General features: G+C 57.5%; 14 protein-coding genes and 1 pseudogene. 12 read left to right on the top strand and 3 right to left on the bottom strand.

Features of this window, described 5'->3' with window-relative positions:
* The first annotated feature begins 95 nt into the window (after nucleotides 1-95).
* The 11 genes and pseudogenes from ACN1CO_RS15500 (at nucleotide 96) to ACN1CO_RS15450 (ending at nucleotide 10,702) form a co-directional block, all read left to right on the top strand.
* Nucleotides 96-908: a MetQ/NlpA family ABC transporter substrate-binding protein gene (locus ACN1CO_RS15500; RefSeq protein WP_419139709.1), complete on the top strand. Its 813-nt coding sequence runs from the start codon at nucleotides 96-98 to the stop codon at nucleotides 906-908.
* A complete protein-coding gene (locus ACN1CO_RS15495; RefSeq protein ID WP_419139708.1) occupies nucleotides 905-1,930 on the top strand; it encodes a methionine ABC transporter ATP-binding protein in 1,026 nt (341 codons plus the stop codon). The genes ACN1CO_RS15500 and ACN1CO_RS15495 overlap by 4 nt, the downstream gene beginning before the upstream one ends.
* Nucleotides 1,923-2,591, top strand: coding sequence for a methionine ABC transporter permease (locus ACN1CO_RS15490; RefSeq protein WP_419139707.1), 669 nt, complete (start codon nucleotides 1,923-1,925; stop codon nucleotides 2,589-2,591). The genes ACN1CO_RS15495 and ACN1CO_RS15490 overlap by 8 nt, the downstream gene beginning before the upstream one ends.
* Before the next feature lie 3 nt (nucleotides 2,592-2,594).
* Nucleotides 2,595-4,910: pseudogene (locus ACN1CO_RS15485) on the top strand (molybdopterin-dependent oxidoreductase).
* A gap of 131 nt (nucleotides 4,911-5,041) precedes the next feature.
* Nucleotides 5,042-6,061, top strand: coding sequence for an isopenicillin N synthase family dioxygenase (locus ACN1CO_RS15480; RefSeq protein WP_419139706.1), 1,020 nt, complete (start codon nucleotides 5,042-5,044; stop codon nucleotides 6,059-6,061).
* 22 nt (nucleotides 6,062-6,083) lie between these two features.
* A complete protein-coding gene (locus tag ACN1CO_RS15475; protein ID WP_419139985.1) occupies nucleotides 6,084-6,887 on the top strand; it encodes a MetQ/NlpA family ABC transporter substrate-binding protein in 804 nt (267 codons plus the stop codon).
* Nucleotides 6,880-7,668 carry a methionine ABC transporter ATP-binding protein gene (locus ACN1CO_RS15470; RefSeq protein WP_419139705.1) on the top strand — a complete coding sequence of 263 codons (789 nt, stop codon included), beginning with the start codon at nucleotides 6,880-6,882 and terminating at the stop codon, nucleotides 7,666-7,668. Before ACN1CO_RS15475 ends, ACN1CO_RS15470 begins: the two co-directional genes overlap by 8 nt.
* Nucleotides 7,656-8,324, top strand: a complete 669-nt coding sequence (locus ACN1CO_RS15465) for a methionine ABC transporter permease (RefSeq protein WP_419139704.1) — start codon at nucleotides 7,656-7,658, stop codon at nucleotides 8,322-8,324. Before ACN1CO_RS15470 ends, ACN1CO_RS15465 begins: the two co-directional genes overlap by 13 nt.
* Before the next feature lie 9 nt (nucleotides 8,325-8,333).
* Nucleotides 8,334-9,404 carry an iron-containing alcohol dehydrogenase family protein gene (locus ACN1CO_RS15460; RefSeq protein ID WP_419139703.1) on the top strand — a complete coding sequence of 357 codons (1,071 nt, stop codon included), beginning with the start codon at nucleotides 8,334-8,336 and terminating at the stop codon, nucleotides 9,402-9,404.
* Nucleotides 9,405-9,501: 97 nt separating this feature from the next.
* On the top strand, nucleotides 9,502-10,092 hold the full coding sequence (locus tag ACN1CO_RS15455; protein ID WP_419139702.1) for an NAD(P)H-dependent oxidoreductase: 591 nt from the start codon (nucleotides 9,502-9,504) through the stop codon (nucleotides 10,090-10,092).
* A 1-nt stretch (nucleotide 10,093) separates the two neighbouring features.
* On the top strand, nucleotides 10,094-10,702 hold the full coding sequence (locus ACN1CO_RS15450) for a TetR/AcrR family transcriptional regulator (protein ID WP_419139701.1): 609 nt from the start codon (nucleotides 10,094-10,096) through the stop codon (nucleotides 10,700-10,702).
* A gap of 85 nt (nucleotides 10,703-10,787) precedes the next feature.
* Here ACN1CO_RS15450 and malG read toward each other — a convergent pair whose 3' ends face one another.
* Genes malG through malE form a run of 3 tightly spaced genes read right to left on the bottom strand, consistent with a single transcriptional unit; the run spans nucleotide 10,788 to nucleotide 14,483 of the window.
* Nucleotides 10,788-11,678 (bottom strand): maltose ABC transporter permease MalG, encoded by an 891-nt coding sequence (gene malG, locus ACN1CO_RS15445; RefSeq protein WP_419139700.1) that lies wholly within the window; start codon nucleotides 11,676-11,678, stop codon nucleotides 10,788-10,790.
* Nucleotides 11,679-11,710: 32 nt separating this feature from the next.
* Nucleotides 11,711-13,237: a maltose ABC transporter permease MalF gene (gene malF / locus ACN1CO_RS15440; RefSeq protein ID WP_419139699.1), complete on the bottom strand. Its 1,527-nt coding sequence runs from the start codon at nucleotides 13,235-13,237 to the stop codon at nucleotides 11,711-11,713.
* 55 nt (nucleotides 13,238-13,292) lie between these two features.
* Nucleotides 13,293-14,483: a maltose/maltodextrin ABC transporter substrate-binding protein MalE gene (gene malE / locus ACN1CO_RS15435; RefSeq protein ID WP_419139698.1), complete on the bottom strand. Its 1,191-nt coding sequence runs from the start codon at nucleotides 14,481-14,483 to the stop codon at nucleotides 13,293-13,295.
* Between the two features lie 362 nt (nucleotides 14,484-14,845).
* On the opposite strand from malE, the gene malK reads away from it, so the two are divergent.
* Nucleotides 14,846-15,955: a maltose/maltodextrin ABC transporter ATP-binding protein MalK gene (gene malK / locus ACN1CO_RS15430; protein ID WP_419139697.1), complete on the top strand. Its 1,110-nt coding sequence runs from the start codon at nucleotides 14,846-14,848 to the stop codon at nucleotides 15,953-15,955.
* The last annotated feature ends 18 nt before the right edge of the window (nucleotides 15,956-15,973 follow it).

The following is a 15,973-nucleotide window of genomic DNA, read 5'->3' as shown; positions in this document are numbered from 1 at the left end:
AAATAAGCCAAAGGCGGGGCCGGGTTTTACCTGTTCCTGATTGCGAGGGCTGTGATTAAATCGATTGCTCTCACAATAATGAATCAGGAAGCACTATGCGCATCACATCACGGGGAATTATTTTTTCACTTACTGCTGTCGCGATTTTCATCTCTGCTGCGCAAGCCGCAGACCAGAAGATAATACGCATCGGGTTTAATCCGGGTCCGTATAAAGAGCAGTTCGAAAAAGGCGTGGCACCTCTATTAATTAAGCAGGGTTATACGCTGGAATATAAAGATTTCAGCGATGGCATTCAGGTTAATGATGCGGTCCATCGCGGGGCGATTGACGCCAATATTATGCAGCATCCTGTCTATCTGAAGTCGGTTAACGATCGGCTTGGCATCGATAATGTCGGCATTGTGCAGGTGCCGACCCCGCCAATGGGGCTTTATTCCGGTCGCGTGAAGACGCTGACGCAACCCGCGCCGGGCAGCACGGTCTCTGTGCCGAATCAGCCCTCGAATGAGTATCGTGCGGCGCTGTTACTGCAGAGCATTGGCTGGCTGAAAATCAGCCCCGACAGTGATGCCGCGACCTTTTCGCAGAAAAACATTACGGAAAATCCCTATAAAATTGTGCTGAAAGAGATGGATAACGCCCAGCAGGTGCGCGCACTGCCAGACGTCGATTATGGCGTGATTCAGGGCAACTTCGCCGTATCCAGTGGAATGAAACTCAATTCAGCGCTCAAACTGGAAGCGCCCACCAGTCAGTTTATTAACGTGGTGACGGTAGCCGGTAAAAATAAGCAGGCCCGATTTGCTCAGGACATTATTGCCGGTTATCACTCGGCAGAATTTAAAGCTTATATCACCGGTAATGCGCAATATTTGGGCTATCTGCTGCCAGACTATTTCAAATGAGTCAGACGGCCATCGAGTTTCAACAGGTCAGCAAAACCTTTGCCCGCAACGGGTCAGAAGTGCAGGCGCTGCAGGAAATTAATCTGCGCATCGCTCAGGGGGATATCTTTGGCGTGATCGGTACCAGCGGTGCCGGAAAAAGTACCCTGCTGCGCCTGATTAATCATCTGGAAACGCCGACCACCGGCACGGTGGAGGTGCAGGGAGAAGCCTTACAGGGGATCAGCAAAAAGCGATTAATTGAAGTTAAAAAGCAGATTGGCATGATCTTCCAGCACTTCAATCTGCTCAATGCCCGGACGGTATTTCACAACGTAGCCATCCCGCTGATTTTGCAGGGGCGGGATAAAGATTTTATCGCCGCCCGCGTCGCCGAACTGCTGGCGTTCGTCAACCTCAGCGATAAAGCCCACAGCTACCCGGATGAACTTTCCGGCGGTCAAAAACAGCGCGTCGGCATAGCCCGCGCGCTGGCGACCAATCCCGCGATTCTGCTGTGCGATGAAGCGACCTCCGCGCTGGATCCCCAGACCACCGTTCAGATTCTGCTGCTGTTGCAGGAAATTAATCAGCGTTACGGCATCACCATTGTGCTGATAACCCATGAGATGTCGGTGGTACAGAAGATCTGCAACCGGATGGCGGTGATGGCCCAGGGGCGGATTGTTGAACAGGGTGATGTCCTGTCGCTGTTTGCGGAACCTCAGCAGGCTGTGAGCGCCAGCTTTGTGCAGTCAGTTATCCACGATCGCCTGCCACAGCAGACGCTTCAATTGCTCAGCCAGCATCCGGCCGCCAACGCATTGCGGCTGGAGTTTGTCGGCAGCACGGCACAACAGCCCATCATCAATCGTCTGATCCGTGAACATGACGTTGAGGTGAATATTTTGTTCGCCAGCATGACAGAGGTGCAGCGCACCATTCTGGGTTTCATGATTGTGCAGATCAAAGGCGAGCCCGCGCAGCGCGAGGCGGCAATTCAGTTTCTCATTGCGACCGGAGTGAAAATCTGTGATGTCTGAACTCTTTGAAACCGCCGTGACCGGCGATCAGTTCCTTACGGCGATGCAGGACACGCTGATCATGGTAGGGCTGTCGCTGGGTTTTGGTTCACTGCTGGGTCTGCCGCTTGGCGTTATCCTGGTGGTCTGCCGTCCAGGCGGCATTCAGCCGCAGCGTCTGGTGCATCAACTGCTGAATCCGATCGTAAACATCATCCGCTCACTGCCGTTCATTATTCTGCTCATCACTATTCTGCCGCTGACGCGCCTGTTAGTGAACACCACCATCGGCACGGCGGGGGCTATTGTGCCGCTGGTGATATTTATTGCGCCCTATATTTCCCGGCTGGTGGAGAGTGCGCTGCTGGAGGTCGATGAGGGCATTCTGGAGTCAGCGAATGCGATGGGGGCGACGACGTTGCAGACCATCTGGTATTTCATGATTCCGGAAGCCGCCTCTTCGCTGGTGTTAGCCCTGACCACTGCCACTATTGGTCTGCTGGGTGCGACGGCGATGGCGGGCACGGTGGGTGGCGGCGGCATTGGCGACCTCGCGATAACTTACGGCTATCAGCGTTTCGATGCTTTCGCCACGATTTCTACCGCGCTGGTGCTGATTGTCATTGTCCAGCTTCTGCAAACCCTGGGTACGCGTCTTTCACGCCGTATCCGACGCGAGTGAACCATGAAAAAGAATGATTTAGCCGTGATGCACTGGGGCACCTATCACGTCACCATCGACGGCGATACGCTGACGTCGGTCAGGCCGGTGGCGTGGGATCGCAATCCCTCTGCCATCGGGCAATCTTTGCCAGGCGCGGTGCAAAGCGAAACCCGCGTCAGAAATCCGGCTGTCAGGCTGGGTTATCTGCAGAACAGAAGCGCTTCACGCAGCGGACGCGGCAAAGAGCCGTTTGTCGAGGTGAGCTGGGAGGTGGCGTTGCAACTGGTGGCGGAAGAACTTGCGCGGATCAAAGCAGAGCACGGTAATAAGGCGATTTATGCCGGTTCGTATGGCTGGTCCAGCGCCGGACGTTTCCATCATGCCCAGAGCCAGCTTCACCGCTTCTTTAACTACTAGGGTGGCTACACTGCCAGTACCAATACTTACAGCATCGCCGCCGGTGAACGGACGCTGCCGCACATCATCGGTAATCTGGATGAGTTACAACGTCACCATACTCACTGGCCGGTGCTGGCAGAACATTGCGAACTCTTTGTGGCGATTGGCGGATTGCCGCTGCGCAATGCGCAGGTCAATGGCGGCGGCGCGAACGATCATGCGCTGGCGCACTGGCTGACTACGCTGCGGCAAAATGGCACCCGGTTTATCAATATCAGCCCGGTCAGGAACGATCTGGCTGGGGTAGCGGATGCGGAGTGGCTGGCGATAAAGCCCGGCTCCGATACGGCGCTGTTGCTGGCCATCGGGCAGGTATTAATAGCGGAATCCCTTTATAACGCGTCCTTTGTGGCGCGTTATACCGTGGGTTTTGAAACCTATGCGGCTTATCTACAGGGTGAGCATGATGGCATCACGAAAACGCCAGAATGGGCCGCTCCGCTGACCGGGCTTGCAGCCGATCAGATCCGGACGCTTGCCCGACAGATGGCGACTCACAAAACGATGATCAATATTGCCTGGTCAGTGCAACGGGCGCGGCAGGGCGAGCAGGCGTTCTGGGCCACGGTCGCGACCACCGCACTGCTGGGCCAGATTGGCACGCCCGGCGGCGGACTGGGGTTTGGATACGCGTCAACCAATCTGGCCGGAGCCGCCCGGCGTCAATTCTCCGGCCCGAGACTGCCGGCCGGCCATAAACCGGTGCAGCAGACCATCCCGGTCGCACGCATTGCCGACATGTTGCTCAATCCCGGCGGCCATTATGAGTTTGACGGGCAACAGCGAACCTATCCCGACATCCGGCTGGTCTACTGGGCGGGCGGCAATGTCTTCCATCATCATCAGGATATCAACAAGCTGATACGCGCCTGGCAGCAGCCGGATACCGTGATTGTGCACGAGCAGTTCTGGACGGCGCAGGCCAAATTTGCCGATATCGTGCTGCCCGCCACCACCTCGCTGGAGCGCGAGGATATCGGCAGCGCCAGCAACGACGGCTTCATTATCGCCATGCCGCAGCATCTGCCGCCATTTGGTGCTGCAAAATCGGATTACGCGATCTTTACTGCTCTGGCGCAGCGGCTCGGTTTTGCTGACGCCTTTACCCAGGGGCGCGATGAGTGCCAGTGGCTTGAAGCCATCTACGAAGACTCCCGGCCACGTGCAGCGGAGCAGGGCATTGAACTGCCGCCCTTTGAGACCTTCTGGTCACAGGGCGTGGTGGAATATCCCGCGCCTGACACGCCGCAGATCCTGCTCAAAGCATTTCGCGATAACCCGGAGGCAGCACCGCTCAGCACGCCATCAGGAAAAATCGAACTCTTTTCTCAGCAGGTGGCTGACTTTGGCTATGAAGAAGCGCCCGGCTTTGCCTTCTGGTATCCGGAAGAATATCAGGAGCAGCAGGAGGAGAAGCAGCGGTGGCCGTTGCATCTGCTCTCCAGCCAGCCGCGAACCCGGCTGCATAGCCAGTACGATCATGGTCGCGTCAGTCGGGCCACTAAAATTGCCGGGCGTGAGCCGCTGTGGATGCATCCGGAGGATGCGGCTGCGCGCGGCATTGAGGAGAACAGCATCGTGAAAGTGTTTAACGATCGCGGCGCGTTGCTGGCGGGTGTGCATCTGACGCAGGATATCCTGCCAGGGGTGGTGCAGATGTCGACGGGGGCCTGGTATGACCCGCTCGATCAGCGGGAAGGGTTGCCGCTGGATAAGCACGGCAATCCCAATGTGCTGACGCAGGATACTGGCAGTTCCAGGCTGGGCCAGGGGTGTAGCGCACAGACCTGTTTTGTGGAGATCGCGCTTTATCAGGAGAGGTTGCCGGAGATTACCGCGTGGTCACCGCCAGCGTTTGTTCGCTGGAACGCAGAGTAATCTGCGGGTGGGAGAGCCGCGATGTGGTGGGATATTCCCATCCGCTGCATATCCATAGCAGGATTAGTTGGTAGTTAACGCATAACTGCAATGGCACTGTAACGCTATTCCATGCCAACAGAGTGTCTACCATGAGCGCGTTAACCCCAGCAGAATTGCCGGTCATTGATTTCGCATTATTGTCAGGTAATCCACAGCAGCAGCAACAGGTTCTGGAAAAATTAAGCCAGGCCGCGCGTGATGTCGGTTTCTTCTATTTAATTAATCACGGCATCGACCGTCAATTATTAGATGAGGTTCAGCACGTCGCCCGGAAATTCTTTGGCCTGCCGCAGGCGGATAAATCTGCGGTGGCGATGGCTAACTCGCCGCATTTTCGCGGCTACAACCTGGCGGGCGTGGAAATAACGCGAAGCCAGCCCGATTATCGCGAGCAGTTTGATATTGGTGCGGAACGGGAAGCCCTGCCCGTGACCGCCGATTCACCCACCTGGCAGCGGATGCAGGGGCCGAATCAGTGGCCGGAAACCTTACCTGAACTGCAGACCGTGGTCACCCGCTGGCAGCAGCAGATGACGGCAGTCGCGCTGGAACTGCTGCGCGCCTTTGCGGAAGCACTGAACCTGCCGCGCAACGCTTTCGACAACCTCTACGGCGACTATCCCAACGAACACATCAAACTGATTCGCTATCCGGGCCGCACCGAGGGCGAATCACGTCAGGGTGTGGGTGCGCATAAAGATTCGGGTTTCCTGACCATGTTATTGCAGGACGACCAGCCGGGTTTGCAGGTTGAAGTGACCCCGGACAACTGGATCGATGCCTCGCCGCTGCCGGGTGCATTCGTGGTGAACATTGGCGAACTGCTGGAGCTGGCGACCAACGGTTATCTGCGCGCCACGGTGCATCGCGTGGTGTCACCGCAGCAGAACAATGAGCGCTTATCCATCGCCTTCTTCCTTGGCGCACAACTCGACGCCGTCGTGCCAATCTACCAACTTCCACCGCAGCTGGCTGAAAAGGCACAGGGACCGAGCAGCGATCCGCTTAATCCACTGCTGCGCGAAGTCGGCTGGAACTACCTCAAGGGCCGGTTGCGTTCGCATCCGGAGGTCGCCCAGCGTTTCTACCCTGAACACAACACCCACTAATAACGATAAGAGATAAATGATGATGATTAAAAAGCGCTTTCTGGTTCTTGCCGGTCTTTCACTGCTGATTGCTCAAAGCTTACAGGCGGCACCGCTGCGCGTGGCGGCGGATCCCTTGCCGCACGCGGAAATCCTTGAGTATGTCAAAACCCTGGATCCAAAACTGGATATCAAAATTGTTGAGCTGAGCGGCGGCGTGAATGCCAATGAACTGCTGGCATCCGGGGACGTTGACGCCAACTACTTCCAGCATCTGCCCTACTTAAAAGATCAGGAGAAAGCGCTGGGGAAAACCTTTGCGGTGGTCGCCAGCGTGCACATTGAGCCGCTGGGGATCTACTCGCGCAAGGTGAAATCGCTGGCGGCGTTGCCAGAGGGCGCCAGTATTGCTGTACCGAATAACACCACCAACCTGAGCCGTGCGCTGTGGCTGTTGCAGGACAAGGGGGTGATCAAACTGAGTGCCAAGGGCGAAGCGGGTTCGACGCTGGTGACGCCGAAAGATATCAGCGAAAATCCGAAGAAAATTAAAATCGTCGAGATTGAATCGCCCCAGTTGCCTCGCTCGCTGGATGACGTAGATGCCGCCGTCATTAATGGTAACTACGCGCTGGAAGCCGGGCTGACGCCAGCGAAAGATGCGCTGGGTCTGGAGTCGGCGGCGCATAACCCATACGCCAACCTGCTGGTGACGACGCCTGAACTGGCGAAAGATCCGCGCGTGTTACAGCTGGCGAAAGATCTGCGCTCGCCTCAGGTGGCGGAGTTTATCCGTAAAAATTATCAGGGCTCTGTGATTCCGGTCGCGGACCAGCAGCATGATTAAAATCAGCCATCTCAGCAAACATTACGCTGGCGCCTTTGCGCCAGCGTTAGACGACATCTCGCTCACCATCGAAGAGGGCTCCATCTTTGGTATCCTGGGTCGGAGCGGGGCAGGTAAAAGCACGCTGCTGCGCTGCCTGAACCGGCTGGAGAGTCCCTCCAGTGGGCGGATCGAGATTGACGGGCAGGATATTGCCGCGATGAGCCTGGCGCAACTGCGCCAGCAACGACAGCAGATGGGGATGATCTTCCAGCACTTTAATCTGCTGCACTCGCGCAACGTGCATGACAACGTCGATCTGGCGCTGGAGATTGCCGGGGTGCGAGCAGCGGAGCGCCGTCAGCGGGTAGCCGAATTGCTGAAGCTGGTGGGGCTGGAGTCTTTTGCGGACGCCTGGCCGTCACAGCTCTCCGGTGGACAGAAACAGCGCGTCGGCATCGCCCGTGCGCTGGCCGCCCGACCCCGTTATCTGTTGTGCGATGAGGCGACCAGCGCGCTGGACCCCGAAACCACCACCTCGATTCTCGATCTGCTTGCCGATATTCAGCAGCAGCTCAATATCACCATCGTGTTGATCACCCATGAAATGGCAGTGGTAAAGCGCATCTGTGACGGTGCGGCGCTGCTGGAAAATGGCCAGCTGGTCGAAAGCGGCACTCTGAGCCAGATCATGGGACGTGAAGAAGGCCGCCTGCGCAAAATGCTGCTGAAGGATGGCGAAGCCGATCGGGCGTTTATCGAAAAATATCAGCGTGAGGCATTAACACGATGCGTAGCATGAGTCGTGACCGGTTTCAGGAACTGCTGCTGAACGCCACGGGCGAAACCCTCTATATGGTGTTGCTGGCGGCCCTTTTCACCGTCGCGATAGGCTTGCCGGTCGGCGTGCTGCTGTTTCTGACCCGGCCGAAAGGTATTCTGCCAAATCGCGCGATTTCCCTGCTGCTGAATACGCTGGTGAACACCGGACGCGCATTGCCGTTTGTGGTGCTGCTGATTGCATTGATTCCCTTTACCCGTCTTCTGGTCGGTACCACGCTGGGCAGTACCGCCGCGATTGTGCCGATTACCCTGGGCGCATTTCCCTTCTTTGCCCGTATCGTCGAGAACGCGCTGGATGAGGTCGATCGCGGCCGGATTGAAGCGGTAGTCTCGATGGGCGGCACGCTGTGGCATATCGTCAGCCGGGTGCTGTTGCCGGAAGCGCTGCCCGCGCTGGTGGCCGGAATTACCCTGACCATTGTGATGCTGATTGGCTTCTCGGCGATGGCGGGCGTGGTCGGTGGCGGCGGGCTGGGGGATCTGGCGATTCGCTACGGCTATCAGCGCTTCGATAACCAGATCATGGCGGCCACCATTGTGGTGTTGCTGGCGCTGGTGATGTTAATCCAGAAACTCGGCGACCGGCTGGTGCGCTCGCTGGCTTATCGTCGTTAAGGAGTAACGATGTTTCGTGTGATGTCGCCGAAAGGCTATCTGCAACGGCCAGGACTGCGGTCTGAAGTGGGTGAGATTATCCGGCCGCTGGCCTCGCATATTCATATTCTCACGTCGCCGCACGCCTGGCAGGCGGTGAATCCGGCGATGAGCATCAGCCTGGAACAGGCGGGTATCCGCTGGCAACTCGACATGCTGACCGGTGAGTGTTCCGATGCGGCGATTGCTGCCCTGCAACATCAGGTGCAGACGCACGGAGCCACCCTGATTCTGGCCGTCGGTGGCGGGCGGGTGCTGGATTGTGCCAAAGCAATCAACGATGCCCTGCCGGATGTCCGGCTGGTGAACTTCGCCACGCTGGCCGCCACCTGTGCCGCCTGGTCTCCGCTGGCGATTATCTATAACGAACAGGGCGGTCATCTGCGCAGTCAGCCGCTCAACGCCATGCCGGAATGGATTCTGGTGGATAGCGAAGTGATCGCCCGAAGCGATGTGCGCTTTCTGCGGTCCGGTATTGTCGATGCGCTGGCGAAATGGTTTGAATTTGAGCCTTATCAGCGACAGACGCCGCACCGGATGGCGCTGGATCTCAAAGTTGCTGCCGCCTGGCAGGCGGTGACGGTGCTGAAACAGTGGGGCGAAACGGCTGTGGCCGATAACATCAATCAGCAGGTTACGCCGGCGCTGGAGAAAGTGATTGAAGCCAATATTGTGCTGGCGGGACTGGCAAACAGTATTCAGGATGCGATGGCGACCCCCGGCTTTGCCCATGTTATCCACGATCGTCTCACTCATCAGCCTGAACTGCATCACTGGCTGCATGGCGAAAAAGTCGGTTTCAGCCTGCTGATTCAGTCCTGGATTGAACAGCAGGGCAAGCAGGTCGAACCTGAACTGTTGGCGTTGTTACGCCGTTTTCATTCGCCCCTGACGCTGCCCGCGGCAATCAATGCCGACAGAGTCCGGCAGATTGCGCAGCAGATCCGCTTTCCTTCGGCCAGCCTGGCGCATCTTCCTTTTACGTTCGACTCTCATCTGCTTGAGCAGGCCTTTCTGGCGACCGGTGCGCCTGAACAGTAAATGCGGTCCGCAAATTCAGCAGTCGTTACGGCTTGATAACCTACCAATAGTAACTTACCTTTAGTAGCTTAATGGCTGACAAGGTAAGGTGATGACGATGCATGCATTAATAGTAACTTCCCATCCCAATCAGGATGCGCATACCCACCGCGTAGCGGACCAGCTGGCGCAGGGCATTATCGCGACAGGCTACCATACGGCTGAAAAGGCCGATCTGGCGGCTGAAGGGTTTGATCCCCGTTTCACGCTTAGCGATCACCAGCTTTTCAACGGGCAGGGGGTGGCGACGCCCGATGTACTGGCCGAACAGCAGCGGCTGGATCGCGCCGATGCGCTGGTGCTGGTCTATCCGGTTTACTGGTGGTCATTCCCGGCACAGCTCAAAGGCTGGATCGACCGGGTCTTTATTGCGGGTTGGGCTTTTGATGAGGAGGATGGCCAGCTGGTTAAACGCCTCGGCCACCTACCCGTTCATCTGGTGGCGATTGGCGCGGCGGAAACCCGCACTTTTCTGCGACGCGGCTATTTCGCCAGTATGCGAAATCAGATTGATAACGGCATCTTTGATTTTTGTGGTGCGCCGGTGGTGACCAGCGAGCTGTTGCTGAGCGGCGATGAAGGTTATCCTGAGTCGCACTATCGGCTGGCGCAGCAACTGGGTCAGCGTGTGTTCGCCCATCAGGAATAACATGACCGTTGAAAAAGCACCCCGTAAGCGTCTGTCACGCGAGGCCCGACGCAGGCAGTTGTTGGACGTCGCGTGGCAGATAATGCAAACCGAAGGCAGCGAGGCGCTGACCCTGGCGCGGGTCGGGGAAGCGGCGGGGGTCAGTAAACCGGTGGTGTATGACCATTTCACCACCCGTCATGGGCTGCTGGCGGCGTTGTATGACGATTTTGATCGCCGCCAGAGCGACCTCATGGAAGCGGCGATGAATGCCGCACCAATGCAGCTGCAACAAAAAGCGGAGATACTCGCCGCCTGCTACGTCGATTGTGTGATGACCGAGGGCCGCGAAATACCTGAACTGATTTCAGCGCTCAGCACCTCACCGGAGCTGGCTACTGTCAAACGGCACTATCAGCTCGACTATATCGCTCGCTGTCAGCGCTGGTTTGCGCCGTTCGCTGGCAGCAACGGGATTCCCGAAGCCGGTATGTGGGGTTTGCTGGGCGGCGCGGATGCCATCGCAGGTGCGGTGGCACGCGGCGATGTCGGTCAGCCGGAAGGAGAGCAGGCGATAACGGCCATGGTCGTGGCGGTGGTGGCAGGCAATCGTGCGTCGGGATCGGCGTAGCATAAAAAAGGCGGCCCGCAGGCCGCCGAATCATTCAACCACAACAGGCGTTGTGTAAGCAGTGGCAACGTACAATGATGATCGTTTAGCCTTTCACCCCGCCCGCAGTTAAACCGCTCACCAGCCAGCGCTGAGCCAGCAGGAACACCAGGGTAATCGGAATCGCGGAGAGCACCGCGGCAGCGGCAAAATCTCCCCATAAATAGTTCTGCGGATTAAGATACTGCTGCATCCCGACTGCCAGGGTGTAGCTGTTCACGTCGCGCAGCAGCAGCGACGCAACCGGCACTTCTGTCACCGCAGCGATAAACGCCAGAATAAACACCACCGCCAGAATCGGCACCGACAGCGGCAGCAGCACCAGCCGGAATGCCTGCCACGGTGTTGCGCCATCCAGCGCGGCGGCCTCTTCCAGTGAACCGTCGATCGTTTCAAAATAGCCTTTAATCGTCCAGACATGCAGCGCGATACCCCCCATATAGGCGAAGATCACGCCACCGTGGGTATTCAGCCCGATAAAGGGCAGATACTGGCCGAGGCGATCAAACAGCGCATAGAGCGCCACCAGCGACAGTACCGCCGGGAACATCTGGAAAATCAGCATCCCCTTTAGCAGGCTGGCTCGACCGGTGAAGCGCATGCGCGCAAACGCATAGGCGCAGGTGGTAGAAAGCGCCACAATGCCCAGCGCACTGATCGCCGCAATCTTGATCGAGTTCCATAACCACAGCAGCACCGGGAAGGGCGGCGGAGTGACGCTTCCATCCGCATGTTCAACGCTAAAGCCCAGCGCCAGCCGCCAGTGCTCCCAGGAGATCTGGTCCGGGATCAGGCTGCCGGTAGCGAAGTTACCGGCACGCAGGGAAATCGCGATCACCATCAGCAGCGGGAAGAGAATCGCCGCGATAAATAACAGCAGCAGCAGATGCGTGGTGAACAGACGCAGCCGTTGTGATTTGGGTTGTACCATAGCCATAACAACTCCTTAGCGCCTGGTCCATCAGGCTATTAATCGAATTTCATCCGCGAGGCTTTCAGGTTAATCACCGCCAGCGCACCTACCAGCAGGAAGATCAGCGTGGCAATCGCCGCTGCCAGACCAAAGTCCTGCCCGCCGCCGCCTTCAAAGGCGATACGCCAGGTGTAGTTCACCAGCAAATCGGTATAACCGGCTGGTGTGGTAGTACCGAGGCGATCCGGCCCACCGTTGGTCAGCAACTGCACCAGCACAAAGTTATTAAAGTTGAAGGCAAAGCTGGCAATCATCAGCGGCATCAGTGGCTTCAGCAGTAGCGGCAGTGTAATCAGGAAGAAGTTCTGTAGCGGCCCTGCACCGTCCATCGCCGAGGCTTCATAGAGATCGTCGGGAATCGCTTTCAGCAGCCCCATGCAGAGGATCATCATGTAGGGATAGCCGAGCCAGGTATTGACGATAATCAGCATGGTGCGCGCCAGCGTCGGATCGCTGAACCAGGCGGGCTTCACACCAAACAACGCGCTGAGCATCACGTTGATCTCACCAAAACTCTGGTTAAACAGCCCTTTGAAAATCAGAATCGAGATAAACGCCGGCACGGCATAGGGCAGAATCAGCATCACGCGATAGACCGCTTTGCCGCGCAATGCTTCCCACTGCACCAGACAGGCCAGTACCATCCCCACAGCCACGGTCAGCACCACGGTGATCAGCGAGAAGAGCAGCGTCCAGCCAAATATCGCCAGGAACGGCTTCTGAATCCCTTCGTCGGTAAAGACCCGCACAAAGTTTTTCCAGCCGGTATTCACGGTGAAACCAGGGCTTAAGGTTTCGTTGTCCCAGTTATTGTCCGCGTTCATGGCCTGATAGAAGCCGGTCTGCGGATTAGCCCGATAATGCGTGCCGCTCTGCTGGTTAATCAGCTCGTCCTGCGCGCCCACCCGATAGAGTGGCTGGGTGCCGGAGAACTGACGCAGTGAACTCATCCGCAGCTGACGGCCATCCGGCAGTTCAGCGCGGATCTGGCTCAGCGCCTGACGGTTAGTGGTGATCACTCTTAAGGTCGCCCGTTCGCCAGCGGGAGGCTTCGCGGGGGCCATTTTCAGCGTCTGTTCCGGGCCAAACTGAAACGGCGGCGAGACAAAGTCTGCTTTGCCATCGTTCAGCACCAGCTGCCAGCGATCGCCAGCCGGGAATAGTGAAAAACTGACTGTGTCACCCGACTGGAAGGTGCGGCCCAGCAGCACCTGCTGCGCCCGCTCAAAGGTGAGCTGGTTGGTGCTGCTGTAGTTTGTAAAGGCAATAGCGATGGTGCAGGCGAGAGGGAACAGCACAAACAGCGCCATTCCGGCCACGCCGGGATAGACATAACGCCACGCATAGGCGCGACGATTAGCAAAAATCCACAGCCCGGTCGCACTGAGGATCAGCGTCAGCAGCGCAAACAGATATTCGCCCTGCGCGTACATCAGCACCAGCAGATAGCCGACCAGCAGACAGCAGATCCCGATGAGAACGCTTTTCAGCAGCAGACTGCGCGTTTTCGGTTTTCCTGACATGATGCGGTTTTCCTTAACGGTCACTCAAGCCGGGGATGACCCCGGCAGGGAGGTATTACTTCTTCAGACGGGCCTGGGCGTCTTTCAGTGCGGCGTCAACGCTCTGTCGACCGCCCAGCGCGTTCAGGGTGGCGGTGCGCATCGCATACCAGAATGCCGCCATCTGCGGGATATTCGGCATGATGTCGCCCTGTTTAGCGTTGCTCATGGTGGCGGCGATACGCGGATCTTTCTCCAGCGTCTGCTGGTAAGATTTCAGCGCCACGGCACCCAGCGGCTTGTCTTTGTTAACCATTTCCAGTCCGGAATCGGTCAGCAGATAGTTCTCCAGGAACTCTTTCGCCAGCTCTTTGTTAGGACTGGCGGCGTTGATCCCGGCGCTCAGCACGCCGACAAAGGCTTTCGAGGGCTTGCCGTTCAGCGTGGGCAGTTCAGTGACGCCATAGTCGATGCCGCTCTTGTCGAGGTTGCCCCAGGCCCATGGACCATTAACGGTCATGGCGGTTTCGCCTTTGTTAAAGGCGGCTTCAGCAATGGAGTAATCGGTGTCGGCATTCAGGGTTTTGGCTTTGACCTGATCGACCAGGAACTGCATGCCCGCTTTCGCCCCGGCGTTGTCGACGCCGACATCTTTCACGTCGTAATGTCCGTCGGTGAGTTTAAAGGCGTAAGCCCCGCCAGCGGCCAGCAGTGGCCAGGTGAAGTAGGGCTCCTGCAGGTTAAACATGATGGCGCTTTTGCCTTTGGCGCGCAGTTGCTTGTCAAGACCCGCCATCTCTTCCCAGGTTTTTGGCGGGTTCGGCAGCAGTTTTTTGTTGTAAATCAGTGACAGCGCTTCAACCGAAATCGGATAACCAATCAGCTTGCCGTCGAAGCGCACCGCGTCCCATGTGAACGGAACGATCTTCTCGCGGAAGCTGGCATCCGGCGTCACTTCCGCCAGCAGGCCCGACTGCGCGTAGCCGCCAAAACGGTCATGCGCCCAGAAGATAATGTCCGGGCCATCGCCGGTTGCCGCGACCTGTGGATACTTCTCTTCCATTTTGTCAGGATGTTCGACCGTGACTTTAATGCCGGTCTCCTTCTCAAATTTCTTACCCACTTCGGCCAGGCCGTTGTAGCCCTTGTCACCGTTAATCCAGATGACCAGTTTACCTTCCTCAATTTTTGCCATCGCGCTGGCTGAAAAGAGCACAGCAGAGAGGGCCGAAAGGGCCAGAATTCTTGCTCCGGTTTTCATCGTCATAAATCCATCCTGTTAGCGGAAGTGGTGAATGCTCTGTCGGCATCATTGTGCGTATCCACACCGGCATCTCATCCTCCTCCGCTCTACGCCCCTGACGCCGTCGCTGTGATCGCGCTGGCAAAAAGCCCCTGAAGCGGGCGCTAACGCGGTAAAAAATCCATTGGGTCTGCGTTAGCGATCACAAAAAAGCGCGGCAGCGCGCGCGCCGCGGCGTCAGCCCGCGTTTCTCCTCCTCCCGCCTCCTCCCCCAGCAGTTTGCGTTATGGCGGAGGATGTTACTGATTGTTTCCTCTCGCATAGTGAGCCCCGGAACCCGTCTGCCACGAAGCAGACACGACTATGCAGCTAAGAGGGAAGGGATCATGGCGAGCGTTGTGTTACGCAATGTCACGAAAGCCTGGGGCGATACGGTGGTATCGAAAGATATCGATCTCACCATTCGTGAAGGGGAATTTGTTGTTTTCGTCGGCCCATCAGGCTGTGGCAAATCGACGCTGCTGCGCATGATTGCCGGACTGGAAACCATCACCAGCGGCGAGCTGTTAATCGGCGACCAGCGGATGAATGAGGTGCCGCCTGCTGAACGCGGCATCGGCATGGTGTTTCAGTCCTATGCGCTCTATCCCCATCTGTCGGTGGCGGAAAATATGTCTTTCGGCCTCAAGCTGGCCGGCGTAAAAAAAGCGGAGATCCATCAGCGCGTCAATCAGGTAGCAGAGATTCTGCAACTGGCGCACCTGCTCGATCGGCGGCCTAAAGCTCTCTCTGGCGGTCAGCGTCAGCGCGTGGCGATTGGCCGCACGCTGGTGGCGGAACCGCGCGTCTTCCTGCTGGATGAGCCGCTGTCGAACCTCGATGCCGCGCTGCGCGTCCAGATGCGGATCGAGATCTCCCGTCTGCATAAGCGTCTTAAGCGCACCATGATTTACGTCACCCACGATCAGATCGAAGCGATGACGCTGGCTGACAAGATTGTGGTGCTGTATGCCGGGCGCATTGCGCAGGTCGGCAAGCCGCTTGAGTTGTACCACTATCCCGCCAACCGCTTTGTCGCCGGGTTTATCGGCTCACCAAAAATGAATTTCCTGCCGGTCAAAGTGACCGCCACTGCCATCGATCAGGTTCAGGTGCGGCTGCCGAATCAGCAGCTGGTCTGGCTGCCGGTTGACAGCGCCGGGGTGCAGGTTGGCAGCAACATGTCACTGGGCATTCGCCCTGAACATCTGCTCTCCAGCGATATCGCCGACGTCACCCTTGAAGGGGAAGTGCAGGTGGTGGAACAGCTGGGGCATGAAACACAGATCCACATCGAGATTCCCGCTATCCGTCAGAACCTGGTCTACCGCCAGGAGGACGTCGTGCTGGTAAAAGAGGGCGCCATCCTCGGTATTGGCCTGCCGCCCGAGCGTTGTCACCTGTTCCGCGAGGACGGGAGCGCGTGCCGCAGGCTGTATCAGGAGCCGGGTGTATAGCCCTGCCAAAAACAATAA

Origin of the sequence: Pantoea sp. R13S299, assembly GCF_048515925.1 — a bacterium.
GTDB lineage: Bacteria > Pseudomonadota > Gammaproteobacteria > Enterobacterales > Enterobacteriaceae > Pantoea.
Note: the sequence above shows the minus strand (reverse complement) of the source record. Positions and strands in the feature narration are given on the sequence as shown.

Coding starts and splice junctions, on each gene's coding strand:
- ACN1CO_RS15500 (WP_419139709.1), top strand. CDS start 96: ATGCGCATCACATCACGGGGAATTATTTTTTCACTTACTGCTGTCGCG.
- ACN1CO_RS15495 (WP_419139708.1), top strand. CDS start 905: ATGAGTCAGACGGCCATCGAGTTTCAACAGGTCAGCAAAACCTTTGCC.
- ACN1CO_RS15490 (WP_419139707.1), top strand. CDS start 1,923: ATGTCTGAACTCTTTGAAACCGCCGTGACCGGCGATCAGTTCCTTACG.
- ACN1CO_RS15480 (WP_419139706.1), top strand. CDS start 5,042: ATGAGCGCGTTAACCCCAGCAGAATTGCCGGTCATTGATTTCGCATTA.
- ACN1CO_RS15475 (WP_419139985.1), top strand. CDS start 6,084: ATGATTAAAAAGCGCTTTCTGGTTCTTGCCGGTCTTTCACTGCTGATT.
- ACN1CO_RS15470 (WP_419139705.1), top strand. CDS start 6,880: ATGATTAAAATCAGCCATCTCAGCAAACATTACGCTGGCGCCTTTGCG.
- ACN1CO_RS15465 (WP_419139704.1), top strand. CDS start 7,656: ATGCGTAGCATGAGTCGTGACCGGTTTCAGGAACTGCTGCTGAACGCC.
- ACN1CO_RS15460 (WP_419139703.1), top strand. CDS start 8,334: ATGTTTCGTGTGATGTCGCCGAAAGGCTATCTGCAACGGCCAGGACTG.
- ACN1CO_RS15455 (WP_419139702.1), top strand. CDS start 9,502: ATGCATGCATTAATAGTAACTTCCCATCCCAATCAGGATGCGCATACC.
- ACN1CO_RS15450 (WP_419139701.1), top strand. CDS start 10,094: ATGACCGTTGAAAAAGCACCCCGTAAGCGTCTGTCACGCGAGGCCCGA.
- malG (WP_419139700.1), bottom strand. CDS start 11,678: ATGGCTATGGTACAACCCAAATCACAACGGCTGCGTCTGTTCACCACG.
- malF (WP_419139699.1), bottom strand. CDS start 13,237: ATGTCAGGAAAACCGAAAACGCGCAGTCTGCTGCTGAAAAGCGTTCTC.
- malE (WP_419139698.1), bottom strand. CDS start 14,483: ATGACGATGAAAACCGGAGCAAGAATTCTGGCCCTTTCGGCCCTCTCT.
- malK (WP_419139697.1), top strand. CDS start 14,846: ATGGCGAGCGTTGTGTTACGCAATGTCACGAAAGCCTGGGGCGATACG.